Origin of the sequence: Streptomyces sp. F001 (assembly GCF_004187715.1) — a bacterium.
Taxonomy (GTDB): domain Bacteria; phylum Actinomycetota; class Actinomycetes; order Streptomycetales; family Streptomycetaceae; genus Streptomyces; species Streptomyces flavusporus.
Map to the genome: position 1 here is coordinate 470,781 of NZ_QZWF01000002.1, position 16,843 is coordinate 487,623.

Sequence of the window (16,843 nt, forward strand, 5' to 3'; positions counted from 1 at the left end):
CTCGTAACGCGCTACCGCAACGTCCCTCGGAAGGTTACTTCCATGCCTCTCGCGCTCCTGGCCCTCGCCATCGGGGCATTCGGCATCGGCACCACCGAATTCGTCATCATGGGCCTGCTGCCCGACGTCGCTGCCGACTTCGGCGTCTCGGTGCCCACCGCCGGATTCCTCGTCACCGGATACGCCCTCGGCGTCATGTTCGGCGCCCCGCTCATGACGGTCCTCGGCACCAAGATCTCCCGCAAGAACATGCTCATGCTGCTCATGGGCCTGTTCATCGTGGGCAACGTCATCTCGGCCGTCGCCCCCGTCTTCGCCGTCATGCTCATCGGCCGTGTGGTCGCCTCACTGGCCCACGGCGCGTTCTTCGGTATCGGCTCCGTCGTCGCCGCCGAACTGGTCGCCCCCGAGAAGAAGGCCGGCGCCATCTCCATGATGTTCACCGGTCTGACCGTCGCCAATGTCGTCGGCGTGCCGCTCGGCACGTTCGTCGGGCAGAGCGCCGGCTGGCGCACCACCTTCTTCATCGTCGCCGCGCTCGGCGTCGTCGGCCTCGCCGGCATAGCCAAGCTTGTCCCCGACATGCCCAAGCCAGAGGGCGTACGTCTGCGCCACGAGGTGGCCGCGTTCAAGAACGTCCAGGTGCTGCTCGCCATGGCGATGACGGTGCTCGGCTTCGGCGGTGTCTTCGCGGCCATCACGTACATCGCGCCGATGATGACCGACGTCGCCGGTTACGCGGAGTCGTCCGTGACCTGGCTGCTCGTCCTGTTCGGCCTCGGCATGGTGGCCGGCAACCTGACCGGCGGAAAGTTCGCTGACCGCAAGCTCATGCCGATGCTCTTCACCGCGCTCGGCGGCCTGGCCGTGGTCCTGGCACTGTTCACCGCCGGTGCGCACAACAAGGTCACGGCAGCCGTCGCCGTGTTCCTCATCGGAGCTCTGGGCTTCGCCACGGTGCCGCCGCTGCAGAAGCGCGTACTGGACTACGCACACGGGGCACCGACCCTCGCCTCCGCCGTCAACATCGGCGCCTTCAACCTCGGCAACGCGCTGTCCGCCTGGCTCGGCGGCATCGTCATCGCCGTCGGCTTCGGCTACACCTCGCCCAACTGGGTCGGCGCGGTCCTCGCCGCCGCGGCCCTGGCCCTCGCCGTCGTCTCCAGCACCCTGGAGCGCCACTCCCCGGCCGCCGCGCCGACCCAGGCTCCGGCCGCGGTCGAGCGGCCCGTCGCCGCGCACCACTGACCGCGTGCCGACGACACCCCCATCGCCTCCGGCGACCAGCAAGATCGACAAGGACAAGGGAGAACATCGTGACCTCCATCCCCATCGTCACCCTCAACAACGGCGTCACCATGCCGCAGCTCGGCTTCGGCGTCTTCCAGGTCCCCGACGAGGAGACCACCGCCGCCGTCGCCAGCGCCCTGCGGGCCGGCTACCGCAGCATCGACACCGCCGCGATCTACGGCAACGAGCGCGGCGTGGGCCAGGCGCTCGCCGACTCCGGCATCGCCCGCGACGAGCTGTTCGTCACCACCAAGCTGTGGAACGCCGACCAGGGCTACGACGCCACGCTCGCCGCCTTCGACGCCTCCCTGGACAAGCTCGGCCTGGACCACGTCGACCTGTACCTCATCCACTGGCCGACCCCGGCCCGTGACCTGTACCTCGACACGTGGCGTGCGCTGGAGAAGCTGTACGCCGACGGGCGCACCCGCGCCATCGGCGTCTCCAACTTCCAGCCCGCACACCTGGAGCGCCTGCTCGGTGCCGCCTCGGTCGTCCCGGCCGTGAACCAGATCGAGCTCCACCCGGGCCTGCAGCAGGCCGAACTGCGCGAGTTCCACGCCCGGCACGGCATCGCCACCGAAGCGTGGAGCCCGCTCGCCCAGGGCGCCGTCCTCAAGGACGACGCGGTCACCACGATCGCCGCCGAGCACGGCAAGAGCCCGGCCCAGGTCGTCCTGCGCTGGCACCTGCAGATCGGCAACGTGGTCATCCCCAAGTCGGTCACGGAAACCCGTATCCGCGAGAACCTCGACGTCTTCGACTTTGAGCTCAGCCCGCAGGAGATCGACGCGCTCACCGCGCTCGACCGCGGCATGCGCACGGGCCCGGACCCCGACACCCTCAACTAGCCACCACGGCCGGCGCCCGCCAACGGCGCTGCCCGCACCGCATTTCGTACCACCACCCCCACGCAGTACAGATTGAGGCACCACCATGAGCATCCGCTCCCTGCTGCCGGGCCGCATCGGCTTCGGCACCGCACCGCTCGGCAACATGTTCCGCGCCATCCCCGACGAAGAGGCCGCCGCCACCGTGCAGGCCGCCTGGGACCAGGGCATCCGCTACTTCGACACCGCGCCGCTGTATGGTGCGGGCCTGGCGGAGATCCGGCTCGGCGACGTCCTCGCCGACAAGCCGCGCGACGAGTACGTCCTGTCCACCAAGGTCGGCCGGGTCATCCTCGACGAGGTCGAGGACCCCACGAGCCGTGAACTCGGCGAGAAGGGCACTCTGTTCGAGCACGGCCGTCCCAACAAGATCGTCAACGACTACAGCACCGACGCGACGCTGCGCTCCGTCGAGGACAGCCTGGGGCGCCTCCAGACGGACCGCCTCGACATCATCTGGGTCCACGACATCGCCCAGGACTTCTACGGCGACGACTGGGTCGGCGTGTACGAGAGCGCCCGCACCGGTGCGTTCCGCGCCCTGACCCGGCTGCGCGAGGAGGGCGTCATCAAGGCCTGGGGCCTCGGCGTCAACAAGGTCGAGCCGCTGGAGATGACGCTGGACCTGGACGAGCCGCGCCCCGACGCGTTCCTGCTGGCCGGCCGCTACACGCTGCTCGACCACTCCCGCGCCCTCCAGCGCCTGCTGCCCGCCGCGGCCGAACAAGACGTCGACATCGTCGTCGGCGGCCCCTACAGCTCCGGCATCCTCGCTGGCGGCAGCCACTTCGAGTACGCCGAGGCGCCCGCCCACATCGTCGACAAGGTCGGCCGGATCAAGGTGCTCGCGCAGGAGCACGGCATCGGCATCAAGTCCGCCGCCCTCCAGTTCGTGCTGGCCCACCCGGCCGTCGCCGCGGTCATCCCCGGCGCGACCCGGCCCAGCCGTATCGCCGAGGACTTCTCCGCGCTCGCCCAGGACGTCCCGTACAGCTTCTGGAAGTCCCTGCGCGAGCAGAAGATCATCGCGCACGACGCGCCGGTCCCGGTCAAGGACGCGTCGTGACCGCCGCCCGCGTCACCCTCGACGTGCCGCAACCCGCCGACCGGGTCTGGCAGCTCATCGGCGGCTTCGGCTCCCTGCCTGACTGGTTGCCGTACATCACGGAGAGCCTGCTGGGCGAGGGCGGTCGGCTGCGCACGCTGACGAATGCCGAGGGCGGCGTTATCGTCGAACGTCTCGAAGCCTTCGACGAGACGGCCCGCTGTTACACCTACTCGATCGCGCAGGCCCCCTTCCCCGTCACGGGCTACCGCTCCACGCTCCAGGTCGTCGACCGCGGCGGCGACGGGTCCCGGGTGGAGTGGTCGGGCACGTTCACCCCGGACGGCGTCACCGATGCCGAGGCGACCGCTCTCTTCGAGGGCATCTACCGGGACGGCCTGGCCGCCCTCGCGGAGACACTCGCCGCCTGACCGGGACGGGCGACAGCCAACGAGAGGGGCCGGGATCCCAGCGATCCCGGCCCCTCTCGGGCACGCATGCCCAGCCTCGACAACCCGGTGAGGACCCGTCATGAATCCTGCTCCCGAAGCGCCGACCCCGCTCGTGCTGGGGCCGTGGCGGCTGTCGGCGACCCGCGTTCCCCTCGCTGACCTGGGGATTCACGGAACTGCGGACAGAGCCATTTTCAAGGAGCCCCAACATCGCCGCCTGCACGGCCCCTGGACGGGCGTTCATCTCCGCGGCCAACACGCTTTCCAACTGTGTTGGTGGCCTCGGGGGCCTCGGACAGGGCCGTTCACCTGCGTTCATGGGCGGCCGGTGGAGTGCCACCGAGAGGGACGAGAGCAGGCCGAGGAGCGCATTGCCTGCGGCCTGCGGGTGATGTTCCTCTTCAGAGCTTTCCTCCGACCAGGACCGTGCGATGGCCACCTAGTGTCTCTGCGAAGCGGCTGAGGAAGCGGGGGCTGAACTCCGGCCAGTCCCAGAACTCAAAGCCCAGGTAGCCGAATGCGTAGTAGTCGTCGGCCCAGGTCCACGCAGTCAGGTCACCAGCACGACCGCAGCGTTGGCAGGTGACGGTGGCTTTGCCCGTGTCGTGCCAGGTCTCGATGGCCTTCCCGAAGGGTTCCCAGGCGCCCTCGATCACATCCCACTCATCGGTGTACAGGTCCGTGTGGGTGGCGCAGTGGGGGCAGACGGCGTACATGGCGTCGCCCTGTCCACCGTGGAAGACGGTCCGGCCTATCTCGATGTTGAGTCCATCGCTGGGCTCCCAGTCCTCATCGCTGACAGCGTTGGCCCAGAGCGGGCCGGGCGGGTGGCCCAACGGGGCGCCGAGGACGCAATCGGTGCGCTCGGCGCGGACTATCCCTTCCATGACGAGCCAGTCAAGGCCGCGGGCGGCGAGTGCCGGAGCATCTACAGAAGTGGCGTCTAGGTCGACAACGGTCTGAAAGTGGTTCCCCATGAGGGTGACAGTAGAAGACTGCACCGATAGCGGTTGGAACCCGGCCAGTGACTTGGGCGGGCCCTGAGCTTGGGAAGCTTGGGTGATTCAGGGCCGGTTGCCTGGCTGATCTGCGGTGGAGTGATGTCGGAGTCTGGTTGGCCGCTGGCCTGGTGCCCGGTGTTCCCCGTGGTTCCCCGAACGATCTGGCACGGACATCTTCGTCCCGAACCACTGGCCGGGAGGGCATTTAGGTCCAGCGGGCCGGTCAGATGGTCACCTGGGGTCGCCAGAGGTCTACTGCGGTGGTGGCGGTTGCAGTACTTCGCTGCTGTACGGCCCCGTCACCGACTCGGGCCTCCGGCCGGGGTCAGCTCGGGACCGCCCTGCAAGGCAGCGGACGTCCGTGAATGAGACGGAAACCGAGGTGAACGTGGGCGCTGCCGTCACCTGACCCCCGGTACTCCCTTGCCAAGGGGTGTGTGGCGTTGTCAGTGGCGGCTGTTAGCTTCCTGGGGCGTTGCTGAGGAGAAAACAGGCCGCCCCCCATCCAGTTGAACACCAGCTGGAGTTCGGTGACGCGCGTGTAACCACAGCCCGGTCCGCAGGACCGGAACCACTCCCCTTGGAGGAGAAGCTTGATGAGAAGCAGCGTGCTGGGACGCCTGGCCCGGGCCGGAGCCGTCCTCACCACGGCACTGGCTCTGGCAGTGACGGCGGCCCCGTTCACGGGCGCGGCGCAGGCCCATGAGGCAGTGTCGGGAACGCTCAGCTTCAGCGGCGAGCCGGGCGAGTTCGTGTCCGGTGGCCAGTCCCACGAGTACACGGCCGGGGCGGTCGAGATGTTCGACGTCACGGGGCCCACCAGCGAGAGAGCCGTTGGCGTCACGGTCGTCACGCCCGAAGGCAAGCGCTGGTCCCTCCACATGGAGGCTCCCTACGGCCAGAAGCTGATCGAGGGCACCACCTACACCGGCGCCTCGCGCTGGCCCTATGCCCAACCAGAGGATCCGAAGCTGGAGTTCGGAGAGACCGACCGGTGGTGCAGCACCAGCACCGGCTCCTTCACCATCACCCACATCGCCTATGGCCCTCACGGCTACATACGCGAAGTCGACGCCACCTTCGAGCAGTACTGCAACGGCTCCACGCTGCCCGCGCGCGGCGAGGTCCACGCCCGCATGCCCGAGCCGCCCGCCGAGCTCGTCGTCGGCCTGGACCTCGACGAGACGGGCACCATCGACACCCGCACCGGCCAGATAACCGTCGGCGGCACGGTGACCTGCAACAAGCTGGCGTACATCACCCTCAACGGCCACGTCGTCCAAACGCAGAAGCGCGGCACGCCCGTCGGCTACTACGAGAACAAGGCCGTCTCCTGCACCCCGGGTGCGCCGGTGCCGTGGTCTGTCTCCTTCGCCAGCGCGGAACCCGGCACCACCTTCCAGCCTGGCACCGCCACCCTGACCGGCATCGGGAGGGCGGACGACCGCGACTACCCGGTGTCCGTGGACACCGGCTTCCAGAACACCGAGGTCACTCTCCTCAAGTCCTGACCCCGACGCGGGCCCGGCACAAGGCCGGGCCCGCCCCGTCGCTACCGCGAAAGCCCCGTCTGCCCGACGGCCCCAGCACAGCAACAAGCCCCCCACTCGCGGAGAACCCGCAGGCTGAGGGCTTGATCCGTCAGGTTTGTCTCTTCTTGCCCTGGGTCTTGTCGGGGGTCTTGGTGACCTCAGTTTTGCTGGTCAGGAGGGCGAGTTGCCCGCCTGAGCAGTCGTCATTTGTCATCATTGGCTCTCATCGAGCGGCCTCGGACGGCCCAGGGACGGCCCAACGCTACGGTGCCTCAGGTACCCCAGCGGCGCTCCGTACTGCTGTCACAACGACTACCCCCGAGCGTTCGGGCCTTCGATCGAGGGTCGCGTATCCTTATTGGTGAAGCGCGCAATACGAGGTCGGGTCCGAGCCTCAAGCGCACCTCACGAGCCCAGGGATGCTGAAGCCACCAACTCCCAGCACTACGAAGCCGGATCGGACCGGCGAGCCGTAGGCGGCGGGACACCTCCGTTCGTCGTGGAGTTGTATCCCCGTGTCCTTCCTGTGGCTTCTTGCGGTTTGCCCATTGTTGATCACGGCCGTCGTATCGATCTGCGCCCTCTTCGCAGCGCTCACCTCCGATGCTGACAAGGCTCGGCGAGCACTTGAAGTCGTCAAGCTGCTCCGCGGAAACCTGCCGCGAATGCGGCGATGACCAACCGCCGGGCCTCTTCGTCCCGAACCACTGGCTGGGAGGGTATTGAGGTCTGGTGGGCCGGTCAGGCGACCGTTGAGGGCGGTTGTCAGTTGGCTGCGGCCGCTGTGGTTGCTGTACTCCGCTGCTGTACGGCTGGCTCACCACTCACGCCCGGTGCCGTAGCCCCTCATGGCCCAGAGACGGCTATGGCATGGGCTCCGAGCACCACGGCGACGATCAGGCTGGCGATGGCGATGCCAGCGGCCGTGCGTCGCCCCGGAAGAAACCAGCGTGGCAGGAAGAGAATCAGAACCGCGCTGATCCACGCGGCGGACACCAGCCAGGGGAGCCATGCCTCCGCCCGTTCGTTCGCCCGGTAACAGTGCTCGGCTCGCGGTCCTGTGACGCCGAAGTAGAAGAGACAGTCGTTACCGAAATTCTCGGTAATCAGCCCGGTGAACCCCCGCCACACAGTGACGAAGGCAGCAGCAGCCACTGCGACACGGAAGGCCAAGCAGCCTCCAGAGCCACGCGGGGCAGTGTCCATACCTCGATCTCTCCGCGGGGAAGCTGTCCTGCCGAGAGTATCCCGGCATGATTCGAACCTGTGACACCCGCATTAGGAGTTCGATCAGGGCCCGATGTGATTGCGGCCCCCTACGCGCACGGGCACCGCATATGGTTGCCGGTCGCCACCGCTGTCCGTGGTCGTTGATGTCAATGTTGGATGTCAGAACAGCTCCGGCACCGAGCAGACTTGCAACGGCTCGCCCGGCCGGTCGGCCCAGCGTCGCCGGACATGCCGACCGGCACGCCTCCACAGCAATCGACAGGTCGGCGAAAGTGTGCTTGCGGCAGTCTGCTTGGATACCGGAGATGACGACGAGTTCTCCTGTTCCTCGTGCAGACGACGCCGAATCTGGCCGCCTGAGGGCCCTGCTGGAACGTGCCGCCACGGGCCGGGACAGTCAGGCGTGGAGCGACCTCTGGACGGAGCTCTACCACAACGGCTCTCTGGATGTCGCCGATCCGCTGGTGTTGCACATGCTGGCTGACATGGCGGAGGACGACCACGCCGACATGGCAGCTTCGGCCCTCCACCTGGCCGGCGCCCTTCTCGTCCAGGCCGACCAGCGGTACGAGACTCGGAAGCTGCGGCACCAGTACGCGTCGGAAGTCGCACGCCTACTCGGCGCCGCAAACCGGTGGCGGCAGGTCACCGCCGACCGGAACGACTACTGCTATCTGGTTGAGGCGGTCCTGAATTTGGAAGGCGACATCCACTGGGCACAGGACTTGATCTGGGGTGTCGTCAGCGAGGAATACGAGCTCGAGTGCCCCGATCCCGACGGGTGCGCGTCGCTGTGGGTGATTCTCGGAGAGCGGGGCTTCTTCAGCACGGCGGAGGACTACGCCCTCTCCGACGACGTCGAGACCATCCCTCTCCATCCGGCCGATCCCCGCGCCTTGGAGGGTCTCGGCCGGCGCCTTTACGGCCTTGCCCTGGCTGATGGCCACGAGGAAGTCGCGCGTTCCCTGACTTATGCCTTCGGCGAGGCCACCTGCCCGGAGTGTGAGCAGCGCTTCTCCATCATCGGGCAGGTCGTCGCCTGTTCCAGCTGAGAACGGCGTCGGGGTGACGGGGTTTGAACCCGCGGCTCTTTCCGGCCAACCGGTGAGTGGATTTGGTACAGAAACGATCAGTCCGCCAACAAATGAACGATCTGGGAATCCTTGTGGACCAAGTGATGGAGGTCCCTCGTTCCCGATCACTGCCGGTCTTGTGGCGACGGCCGCCTACCGGGAGGCACTCGCCCTGGCCGGGACCGAGCCCGAGCGTGCCCACCTGCGACGCAGGCTGCATGCCGTCGAACAGGTTGCCACTGAAGGGGCGAACATCGTCGAGCCGTGACGGCCTTCGCCTCAACTCTCCCTGTCCCGTGGGCCGGGCGCCGAGTGGGTGCGTTCGCGCGATGAAGCTCTTGGTCGAAGCCGGGCGTTGTGGGAGCGCGTCGAGGCCGCTGACACCTCGCACCTGGCGATGCAGGGCTGGGCGTACGGAGTCCTCGACGCGTCCCTCGTTCTCGGCCGAAGGCTAGATCCGTACTTCGCGGGTAGCTCGTTCAGGTCTCTGGCCAGCGGGGATGTGTGGGTTCCAGGCCAAGGAGGTCGAGGAGATGAAGCTGGACTCCTCGGCTGATGACGATGGTGGGCGGGTCGGTGGCATGGCCGACCCGCAGCCGCAGGCCGGAGAGGTGGTAGAGGATCATCCGTCCCGTGGGACGGACTCTCTGGTTTCCCGGATACAGGCCCTGCATCTTCTGATCGCCCCCCAGGGCCCGGCGGACCTGGCGCTCGATCAGGCAGAACACCAGCAGGGCCAGGCAGATCACGGTGACCAGTGCGGCGAGGCGCTTGTTGTCCTGGACGAAGATCGGGGTGACGGCCAGGGGGCCTTTGAAGTTTCCGTAGCGGCGCTCGACGGCACCCTGGCCTTTGTGGCGCCGCAGGACCTCGGCGGCATCGGCCTGTTCGGGGGTGAGGGTGGTCAGCAACGCGTACCAGCCGTCGACTGCCGCCTCGGCATCGAGCACGGCCTGGTCGAAGTGCCAGTGCAGGGCGGGTCGGCCGGCGGTGTCGGTGGTGACGGTCGTGCGCAGGCAGTCGGTCACCCGCCGGGTCTTGGCGATCACGCCGATGCGTGCGGTGACCTTCTCCGCTGTGTTGTAGTAGCGCCCGCCGGCGCCTCGTTGGAGTTTTTCGAGGTCTTCGCGTGCTTTGGCCAGGCGTTTCTCGCGGGCCCGCTGCTGGCCTTTGGCATTGCCGGTGGAGTGCACCAGGATCCGGCGGACTTCTGCCTTGGGGTCACGCTTGCGTGGTCCCGTCAGGACGTGGGTGTCCTCCAGCACGCGGTAGGTCTCCCGCCGGTCGTCCGGGGTGTTCTCGTCCCGGGCCGGGACGTAGTCCACGACGGTGGCCGCATCGAGGTCGAGGGCCGCATAGACCGCGTCGTCGACCATGGAGGCCGGGGCCGGGGCGATGAACGCCGTTCTGGCCGCGATCAGCGCGGTGACGTTGTGGTAGGAGACGAGTTTGGAGTCGGCGATCAGCAAGAACTCCTTGGGCCCTGCTATCGCCCGCAGGCTGTTCATGGTGGAGGTGATCTGGGAGATCTCCGCGGCTCCGCCGTCGATGACGCGCGACAGCAGCGGGATACCGCCGTCGCCGGTCACCGCCAGGCCGGTCTGGATCTGCTTGAGGTCGTACCTGCGGTCCTTGGGATGCCCGTGCCTGACCTGGGTGATAGTCCTCGTCCTGGTCATCGGCCGGGTAGGCGCCGTGCAGGGACATGGACGTCATGTCCCAGTGGAACGTGGACACATCGATGCCGAACTCGCCGATCGCGCGGGCGCCGACGCTGTCGGTGATCTCCTGAAGGTGCGGGGCGACGGCGTCCAGCGCCCGGCCCAGGCGGTCGTCGTTGAGCAGCTCCGGCTCGATGCCGAAGACCTCCACCGCCCACTCGCGGCCCAGTCGTCCACCCGCCACAGCGGGGCGGGCGCGGTCAGCCGGTTGGCCACCAGCGTCTCGATGACCGCGCCATGCGTCACATGAGCGATGTCGCGGCCCGGGCACAACCGGTCGACGGTCCCGGCCAGGTCCAGCCGGCGCAGAAACTCGGCAGCGACAGGCAGAGCGCCCAGACGCTTCTCCACCACGGCGCTGACCACGCAGTTCATGCGTGGCCGCACCGTCCGTGGCCGCGGGGACCGGGAAGACTTCGTCACACCCCACCCAACGCCACACCACCGGCCCAGGACACCCCCGGACCGGTCACACCATACGAATCACCGACCCGCGAAGTACGGAGCTAGAGGGCGCCCTGGGTCCAGGGCCCGGTGATCGCGAAGGTGATGCCGGGGGACTGGACGTTCACGAACAGCCAGTTGCCGTTCTTCGGTTCGAACACCGAACCGGCCCACTCCGAGCCCCGGTTGTCGGCCGCCGGGACGTTCTTGCCCGCGGTCCCGCCGCGCAGATCAACGTTGTTGGCCGCGAAGCGGAAGATCTCGCCCTCGGTGGTCAGCCCGTGGACGTACTCGGTGCCGCCGCCGTCCTCGCAGAGCACCAGGCCGCCGCGCGGGCTGACACACATGTTGTCCGGCGCGTTGAGGACATCGGCGCCGGGTGAGGCGAAGAGCACCCGGAACTCGTCGGTGGCCGGGTCGAGTTCGAAGACCTGGCCCTGGCGGGCGGGACCGCCGTCGGTGGTGATCACGTAGATGCGGTCGTTGCCGTACCAGGCACCTTCCAGGCGGCTGAACACCGCGGCGCCGTTCGCCTGCGCCTGGAGCCGCACCGTGTCCGTCGCCGGGTCGACGTCCTGCACGGGCACCCAGGACACGGTGCCGTACGCCTTCTCGCTGTCGAGGCGGGTGTCGTACGACGCGCTGCCGATACGCAGGGCCTCCAGCCGGCCGCCCTTGGACAGGTCGCCCGGGACTGCCGGGACGAACCGGTACAGGGAGGCGTCGCCGCGGTCCTCGGTCTCGTAGACGTAGCCGGTCGCCGGGTCGATGGCGATCGCCTCGTGGTTGAACCGGCCCATGGCCTTGTACGGTTCGGGGTTGCCCTTGCCCTGCGAAGCGACCTCGAAGATGTAGCCGTGGCGCTTGCCGGCGGTCGTGGAGAAGGTTTCCTCACAGGTCAGCCAGGTGTTCCACGGGGTGGGACCGCCGGCGCAGTTGCGGATCGTGCCGCCGAGGCTGCCGTAGGACTCCAGCCACTGGCCGGCGTCCGGGTCGAAGACCAGGGTGGTGGTGCCGCCGCCGGCCTCGGGGTTGTAGGCGGGGGCGGTGAAGGCAGGACCGGCGCCGCGCTCGTGGTTGCGGACGAGGTGGACCTTGTCGCCGTAGCGGAAGGCCGCCATGCCGTCGTGCGAACCCGGGGTGCGCACGCCGTCGTCCATGAGGTCGTTCGTCCACCCGTAGGAGATGTACTCGAACCCGCGCGGCAGTTGGAGCAGTTCCAGACCGGTCGCCTGGTCCTTCACCGGGCTCAACGGGCCGTATCCGGCGTCGAATTCGAGCTTGACCGGCGCGGCTGCCGCCGTGCGCGCGGCGAGGGCCTGGAAGGGGACGGATGTGGCCGCGGCCACCGCTGCTCCGCGCAGGAGGGTGCGTCGTTCGAAACCGGGACCGGTGGTCGGTCTTCCGGCGGACGTGCCTGTCATGGGAGTCCCTCTCGATGCAACGAACGGGGAGAACCGGGGGGCGGCCGCCGCCACCTTAGGAGCGAAACGTTCGTCCGATTCCCAACGGAAAGTGAGCGTTGGGAGAACCTCTTTCCAGCCACTGGCCGGAGACCGCGGGCCAGGGGCGTGCCACGGGCGAGGCGCGCTCCGATTCCTCACCATCAGGGCATGAACACGTCACCAGGTAGCGGTAAGTGCTTCACCTTCGGAGCTGAGGATCTTGGCGGCCCGACGCAGGGATCACATCGATCACATGTCATGCGTTGCCCACCGGGTCTCGTCCGCTCTTCCCCCTACGTGGAGGTACTGTGCGCAACCTGCGCGGGACACAGCTCGCCGCGATCGTCGCGGCCATGACCGCCGTGGCGGTCCTGCCCACCTCGGCCCAGGCCGACTCCGGGCTTCCGGGCCTGACCGCCACCACCGAGACCCCGGCCCTGTACGGCGACGACGCCGGCGGCAACGCCGACGCCGACGATCCGGCGATCTGGCGCAACGCCGCCGACCCGGACGCCAGCCTGGTGATCGCCACCGCCAAGGAAGGTGGCCTGCGCGTGTACGACCTGGCCGGCAAGGAGGTGCAGTCGATCCCGGCGCCGCCCGCCCCACCCCGACGACAAGCCGGGCCGTTTCAACAACGTGGACCTGGTCTCCGGATTCCCGCTGCCGACGGGCCGCGCAGACGTCGCCATCGTCACCGACCGGGGCCGCGACCACCTGCGCATCTACCGGATCACCCCAGGCGCCGCCCAGCCGCTGACGGACATCACCGACCCGAACGCCCCGCTGGTCTTCTCCAAGACCCTCGACGAGGTCAACAACCAGACCACCCCCTACGGCCTGGCCACCTGGACGGACAAGTCCACCGGCCGCTCCTACGCCGTCGCGAGCCAGCGCAGCCGCACCCGGCTGGCCCTGCTGGAGTTGAAGGCGACCTCCACCGGCGCGGTCACCTACCAGCAGGTCCGCACCTACGACCTGCCGGCCTCCTTCACCCTCCCCAACGGTCGGTCCTGGACCCCCTGCGCCGACCCCGGTGACCTCCCGCAGGTCGAGGGCATGGTCGTCGACCCGGTGAACAAGGTCCTATACGCCGGCCAGGAGGACGTCGGCATCTGGCGGATGCCCGCCGACCTCGGCGCCAAGCCGAAGCTGATCGAGAAGGTTCGGGAGTACGGCGTCCCCGCCACGTACGACGAGGTGACCGAGGAGTGTGTCGCGGGCGCGGACCCCGGCTACGGCGGCACGCACCTGTCCGCCGACGTCGAGGGCCTGACCATCCTCGACGAGGGCTCCGGTGACGGTTACCTGCTCGCCTCCAGCCAGGGCGACAACACCTTCGCCGCGTACGACCGCGAGGTGTCCGACAACAACGAGTACGAGAGCGGCTTCCGGATCACCGCCGGCACCGTCGACGGCTCCGAGGAGTGCGACGGCGCCGCCGTGCTGAACGCCCCCCTGGGCTCCCGCTACCCGAACGGCCTGCTCGTGGTGCAGGACGGGCACAACACCCCGGACGAGACGGACGCGGACGGGGAGGCCCGGGACAACACCGACTTCAAGTTCGTCGACCTGGCCAAGGTCACGAACGCGGTGGACGGGGACGACTGACGCCGCATCACTCGGCATGCGCGGTGGCTCAGTCGCTCCTGGCACCGGGCGGTAGCACCCAGTGATCAACACGTACGCCTCCGCCGAATCCGGCGGAGGCGTACGCATGCATGCGCCTGGCAGAGCTGTGCCGCCTCGCTCCCGTCACGCGAGTTCGTCGCCCTCCAGCCGGTAGCCCTGTCCCCGCACCGTGGTGATCCTTGACGCGCCCAGCTTGCGGCGGAGGTAACGGATGTACACGTCGACGACGTTGGAGCCCTCGGACGCCTCGTACCCCCAGACGTCGGAGAGCAGGTCCTCCCGGCTGAGCACGCTGCCGGCGTTGCGCATGAGGTGTTCCAGCAGAGCGGCCTCCCGGGCACTGAGCTGGAGGATCCGGCCGTCGACATAGGCCTGGCGGGCGCGGGTCTCCAGGGCGATTCCGGCACGGCGCAGGACGGAGCTGTCGGTCTCGCGCAGGCGCAGGCGCAGGCGCAGCCGGACGCGGGCGAGGGGTTCCTCGAAGCTGAAGGGTTTGGTCATGTAGTCGTCGGCGCCGCCCTCCAGGCCGTACACCGTGTCGGCGACGGCGTCCCGGGCCGTGAGAATGATGACCGGGAGGGCACTGGACGCCGCGCGGAGGCGGGTGACCACGGTGAAGCCGTCCTCGCCGGGTAGTCCGATGTCCAGGACCATCAGGGCGAACCTGCCCGACATGGCCGCGCGCCGGGCCGTCTCCCCGTCGGTGACGACGGTGGTGCGGAAGCCGTGAGCGGTGAAGCGCTCCGAGAGGGAGGAGGCGATGTGGGCCTCGTCCTCCGCGATGAGGAGGTGGCGGCGCTGTCTGCTCTGGCTCATTGTTTCCGGGGGTCGCCGTTCAGGGCGTGCGTGACGTACGGGATGAGCAGGGTGAAGGTCGCGCCTCGGCCCGGGCTGCTGTCCACCTGGATCTCGCCGTGGTGCGCCTCGGCTATGGCCTTGACGACGGCTCCCTCGGACCCGGTCCTGCCCGATACGGTGACGCTCGTTCGACGCTACGACTGCCCGGTAACCAGCCTGATGGTCAGAAAACGGCGTATGACCTGCAACTTCTTCCCAAGCTACGCTTCGCGACACGCTTTCGATGACGCATCATGTGGAGTGCGTGGCGATTCTGGAGCCTGCGGAAAGGGATCTCTGACCTGCGGTCTCTTCTGGCGTGCACTATGGCGACGCCCCGGGGCCGGATGGCCGGTGTGGGGTCAGGACCCGCGTGGCGGCGTCGACTTGGGTGAGCCAGTTCGAGCAGGTCGAGCACGAAGCGGATGGGCTGTGAAGGGCTCGGTCAGCCGATCTTGAGGAGGCCGGCATCGACGACCGTGCGGCCGAACGGGCTCGCCAGTTCTGCGAGGCGTTCGCAGTCCGCATCACCCAGGGCGGCGTAGGCGGGAAGGGCCAGGCGGTCGGTGCGGTCCTCGATGTGCTGGCGCAGGCGTATGCCTTCCGGGCTGAGGGAGTCGCCGTCGAGAAGACCTCGCGTGCGCAGGCGCTCCGCGGCGGCGGCCCACTCCTCCTCGGGCCACGCGCGACTTCCCTTGAGGAAGTCGACGGGAACCTCGCCGGTGGCGGCATGCAGAACCAGGGCCTCCAAACCCCCGACCCCCTCGCTCAGCAAGCACGCGACATGGCCGTCTCCACGGAACTCCCGGAGCAGCGTCTGGGCGTGCCACAGCTGCAGTACCGGTTCCTCCGGCCAGGGCAGCGCGGCATGGGCGGCGAACAGCGGGCGGCCCTGCGCGTGTTCGCAGGCTGCCTCGGCGGCCCTGCGTGTCAGGGCCAGGACCTCGTCCAGAGCGGGGAGTTCGTGGATCCCGGCCCGCCGTAGGGCCTCGCCCGCGGCGGCGTGCCGCGCGTCCAGCACCTGCTGCGGCGTCGCCGTGTCCCAGGCTCCGTCGACCGCCTTCCGTACGAAAGCGGGGTTGAAGTTGTAGAAGGTCGAGATGATCAGATCGGCAGATGCCCGGCCGAACGCGGCGCTCCGGGAGGCGAAGTAGCCGGCGCGTCCGCTGAGTCCGAGGTCCGCGTACCGTCGCCTCCCCTCGGGGGCGAAGTAGATCATGGCGTGTACGGGCTCGAGTCGGCGCCAGGCTGCTCGGGCTGCCTTCATGGGGTCACCTCTTCTGAGAGTCGACAGACGGGGGTATTCGCTGTGGTTCCGGTGGTTCCTTACTCGCCGTGCGCTCGCAGATGTTCGAGCAGCAGGCGACTCAGCGTCTCGGGCGCTTCCTCGGGGACCCAGTGGCTGACGCCCTGGAGGGTCTCGAACCGGTACGGCCCGTTGACCCACTGCCCGGTCTCCTGCGCGGCCACCGGGCCGAACGCGCTGTCCTCCGTGCTCCAGACGTACAGCGTGGGCACATCGATGACGCCGATCGCGCCGTCGGGGCGGCCGGCCCTGTACCAGTTCAGCGCCGCGGTGAGAGCGCCCGGTTGGGACAGGTGCCGCACGTAGGCCTCGACACTGTCCTGTGGGATCTTTCCGGCATAAGCGGCGCGAAGCGCCTTGGCATCGCCTGCGAGCATACGCTCTTCGGTTGCGGGAGTTTCGCGCCAGTCGATCATGTAGTGCGATCGTTCGCGCTGGTCCGGGTCGGTGCGCAGGGTGGTGGCCAGAGCGCCGGGGTGCGGGGTCGAGACAACCGTCAGGGTGCGTACGCGGCCAGGGTGGGCATCGGCGGTCCACCATGCCACCGCGCCGCCCCAGTCGTGGCCGACCAGGTCGAACGACGCCCAGCCCAACTCCTCTGTGATCGCGACGACATCCTCGACCAGGACGTTGATGCGGTAGTCCTCGGGACGCTCGGGGCGGACCCCGGGGGAGTACCCGCGCTGGTCGGGTGCCACCACCCGGTAACCGTGCGCGGCCAATGCCGCGATCTGCCGTTGCCACGCGAGGGCCGTCTGCGGGAAGCCGTGCAGCAGCAGCACCGGGCGGCCCTCGGGCGGACCCGCCGCGATCGCGTCGAACACGCCCGCAGCAGTGGAGATGCTCAACTCGGTCATGATTCGACCTTTCATACCGACTGGCCGGTCAGCCTACCGTGCCGTGATTGAACTTGACGCCGAGTTCAACTATAAACGGTCGGGAGGT

At 68.5% G+C, this 16,843-nt stretch carries 15 protein-coding genes and 2 pseudogenes; 9 read left to right on the forward strand and 8 right to left on the reverse strand.

Going from position 1 to position 16,843, the window contains the following annotated elements:
• Positions 1 to 42 precede the first annotated feature (42 nt).
• From StrepF001_RS09820 to StrepF001_RS09835, 4 genes are all read left to right on the forward strand, one after another.
• The gene (locus StrepF001_RS09820) at positions 43 to 1,248 is read left to right on the forward strand and encodes an MFS transporter (RefSeq protein WP_129797912.1); all 1,206 of its coding nucleotides are present in this window, start codon (positions 43 to 45) and stop codon (positions 1,246 to 1,248) included.
• A 68-nt stretch (positions 1,249 to 1,316) separates the two neighbouring features.
• Complete coding sequence (locus tag StrepF001_RS09825; RefSeq protein ID WP_129797913.1) at positions 1,317 to 2,141, forward strand: aldo/keto reductase; 825 nt, start codon at positions 1,317 to 1,319, stop codon at positions 2,139 to 2,141.
• 85 nt (positions 2,142 to 2,226) lie between these two features.
• On the forward strand, positions 2,227 to 3,246 hold the full coding sequence (locus StrepF001_RS09830; protein WP_129797914.1) for an aldo/keto reductase: 1,020 nt from the start codon (positions 2,227 to 2,229) through the stop codon (positions 3,244 to 3,246).
• Positions 3,243 to 3,656: an SRPBCC family protein gene (locus StrepF001_RS09835; RefSeq protein ID WP_129797915.1), complete on the forward strand. Its 414-nt coding sequence runs from the start codon at positions 3,243 to 3,245 to the stop codon at positions 3,654 to 3,656. Before StrepF001_RS09830 ends, StrepF001_RS09835 begins: the two co-directional genes overlap by 4 nt.
• A gap of 422 nt (positions 3,657 to 4,078) precedes the next feature.
• Here StrepF001_RS09835 and StrepF001_RS09840 read toward each other — a convergent pair whose 3' ends face one another.
• The gene (locus tag StrepF001_RS09840) at positions 4,079 to 4,654 is read right to left on the reverse strand and encodes a hypothetical protein (RefSeq protein ID WP_129797916.1); all 576 of its coding nucleotides are present in this window, start codon (positions 4,652 to 4,654) and stop codon (positions 4,079 to 4,081) included.
• A 620-nt stretch (positions 4,655 to 5,274) separates the two neighbouring features.
• On the opposite strand from StrepF001_RS09840, the gene StrepF001_RS09845 reads away from it, so the two are divergent.
• Positions 5,275 to 6,189: a hypothetical protein gene (locus StrepF001_RS09845; RefSeq protein WP_240797353.1), complete on the forward strand. Its 915-nt coding sequence runs from the start codon at positions 5,275 to 5,277 to the stop codon at positions 6,187 to 6,189.
• Between the two features lie 867 nt (positions 6,190 to 7,056).
• Here the strand turns inward: StrepF001_RS09845 and StrepF001_RS09850 are convergent.
• A complete protein-coding gene (locus StrepF001_RS09850; protein ID WP_129797918.1) occupies positions 7,057 to 7,383 on the reverse strand; it encodes a hypothetical protein in 327 nt (108 codons plus the stop codon).
• Between the two features lie 362 nt (positions 7,384 to 7,745).
• Between StrepF001_RS09850 and StrepF001_RS09855 the strand changes: the two genes are divergently transcribed.
• Together StrepF001_RS09855 and StrepF001_RS49440 are read left to right on the forward strand one after the other, a co-directional pair.
• Positions 7,746 to 8,492 carry a hypothetical protein gene (locus StrepF001_RS09855; protein ID WP_129797919.1) on the forward strand — a complete coding sequence of 249 codons (747 nt, stop codon included), beginning with the start codon at positions 7,746 to 7,748 and terminating at the stop codon, positions 8,490 to 8,492.
• 160 nt (positions 8,493 to 8,652) lie between these two features.
• Positions 8,653 to 8,781 (forward strand): hypothetical protein, encoded by a 129-nt coding sequence (locus StrepF001_RS49440; protein ID WP_276322806.1) that lies wholly within the window; start codon positions 8,653 to 8,655, stop codon positions 8,779 to 8,781.
• A gap of 211 nt (positions 8,782 to 8,992) precedes the next feature.
• Here the strand turns inward: StrepF001_RS49440 and StrepF001_RS09860 are convergent, their stop codons facing one another.
• Positions 8,993 to 10,192, reverse strand: coding sequence for an IS1634 family transposase (locus tag StrepF001_RS09860; RefSeq protein WP_129797920.1), 1,200 nt, complete (start codon positions 10,190 to 10,192; stop codon positions 8,993 to 8,995).
• Between the two features lie 43 nt (positions 10,193 to 10,235).
• Here StrepF001_RS09860 and StrepF001_RS47375 point away from each other — a divergent pair, with 43 nt between their 5' ends.
• Positions 10,236 to 10,484, forward strand: a complete 249-nt coding sequence (locus tag StrepF001_RS47375) for a hypothetical protein (RefSeq protein WP_240797354.1) — start codon at positions 10,236 to 10,238, stop codon at positions 10,482 to 10,484.
• Positions 10,485 to 10,740: 256 nt separating this feature from the next.
• On the opposite strand, the gene StrepF001_RS09870 is transcribed toward StrepF001_RS47375, so the two are convergent.
• On the reverse strand, positions 10,741 to 12,102 hold the full coding sequence (locus StrepF001_RS09870) for an alkaline phosphatase PhoX (RefSeq protein WP_129797921.1): 1,362 nt from the start codon (positions 12,100 to 12,102) through the stop codon (positions 10,741 to 10,743).
• A 374-nt stretch (positions 12,103 to 12,476) separates the two neighbouring features.
• Between StrepF001_RS09870 and StrepF001_RS09875 the strand changes: the two are divergent.
• Positions 12,477 to 13,734 (forward strand): annotated as a pseudogene (locus StrepF001_RS09875) (phytase).
• Between the two features lie 144 nt (positions 13,735 to 13,878).
• Here StrepF001_RS09875 and StrepF001_RS09880 read toward each other — a convergent pair.
• The 4 genes and pseudogenes from StrepF001_RS09880 to StrepF001_RS09895 all read right to left on the reverse strand — a co-directional run bounded on the left by StrepF001_RS09880 (position 13,879) and on the right by StrepF001_RS09895 (position 16,755).
• The gene (locus StrepF001_RS09880) at positions 13,879 to 14,571 is read right to left on the reverse strand and encodes a response regulator transcription factor (protein ID WP_129797922.1); all 693 of its coding nucleotides are present in this window, start codon (positions 14,569 to 14,571) and stop codon (positions 13,879 to 13,881) included.
• Positions 14,568 to 14,717, reverse strand: a pseudogene (locus tag StrepF001_RS50000) (ATP-binding protein); the annotation flags it as partial. The gene StrepF001_RS09880 and the pseudogene StrepF001_RS50000, both read right to left, overlap by 4 nt.
• A gap of 320 nt (positions 14,718 to 15,037) precedes the next feature.
• A complete protein-coding gene (locus tag StrepF001_RS09890; RefSeq protein WP_129797923.1) occupies positions 15,038 to 15,859 on the reverse strand; it encodes a hypothetical protein in 822 nt (273 codons plus the stop codon).
• 59 nt (positions 15,860 to 15,918) lie between these two features.
• Positions 15,919 to 16,755, reverse strand: a complete 837-nt coding sequence (locus StrepF001_RS09895) for an alpha/beta hydrolase (protein WP_129797924.1) — start codon at positions 16,753 to 16,755, stop codon at positions 15,919 to 15,921.
• Positions 16,756 to 16,843 lie beyond the last annotated feature (88 nt).

What these genes read in the sequence shown, in the direction of transcription:
- StrepF001_RS09820 (WP_129797912.1), top strand. Translation starts at nt 43, where the DNA reads ATGCCTCTCGCGCTCCTGGCCCTCGCCATCGGGGCATTCGGCATCGGC.
- StrepF001_RS09830 (WP_129797914.1), top strand. Translation starts at nt 2,227, where the DNA reads ATGAGCATCCGCTCCCTGCTGCCGGGCCGCATCGGCTTCGGCACCGCA.
- StrepF001_RS09840 (WP_129797916.1), bottom strand. Translation starts at nt 4,654, where the DNA reads ATGGGGAACCACTTTCAGACCGTTGTCGACCTAGACGCCACTTCTGTA.
- StrepF001_RS09845 (WP_240797353.1), top strand. Translation starts at nt 5,275, where the DNA reads ATGAGAAGCAGCGTGCTGGGACGCCTGGCCCGGGCCGGAGCCGTCCTC.
- StrepF001_RS09855 (WP_129797919.1), top strand. Translation starts at nt 7,746, where the DNA reads ATGACGACGAGTTCTCCTGTTCCTCGTGCAGACGACGCCGAATCTGGC.
- StrepF001_RS09860 (WP_129797920.1), bottom strand. Translation starts at nt 10,192, where the DNA reads ATGACCAGGACGAGGACTATCACCCAGGTCAGGCACGGGCATCCCAAG.
- StrepF001_RS09870 (WP_129797921.1), bottom strand. Translation starts at nt 12,102, where the DNA reads ATGACAGGCACGTCCGCCGGAAGACCGACCACCGGTCCCGGTTTCGAA.
- StrepF001_RS09880 (WP_129797922.1), bottom strand. Translation starts at nt 14,571, where the DNA reads ATGAGCCAGAGCAGACAGCGCCGCCACCTCCTCATCGCGGAGGACGAG.
- StrepF001_RS09890 (WP_129797923.1), bottom strand. Translation starts at nt 15,859, where the DNA reads ATGAAGGCAGCCCGAGCAGCCTGGCGCCGACTCGAGCCCGTACACGCC.
- StrepF001_RS09895 (WP_129797924.1), bottom strand. Translation starts at nt 16,755, where the DNA reads ATGACCGAGTTGAGCATCTCCACTGCTGCGGGCGTGTTCGACGCGATC.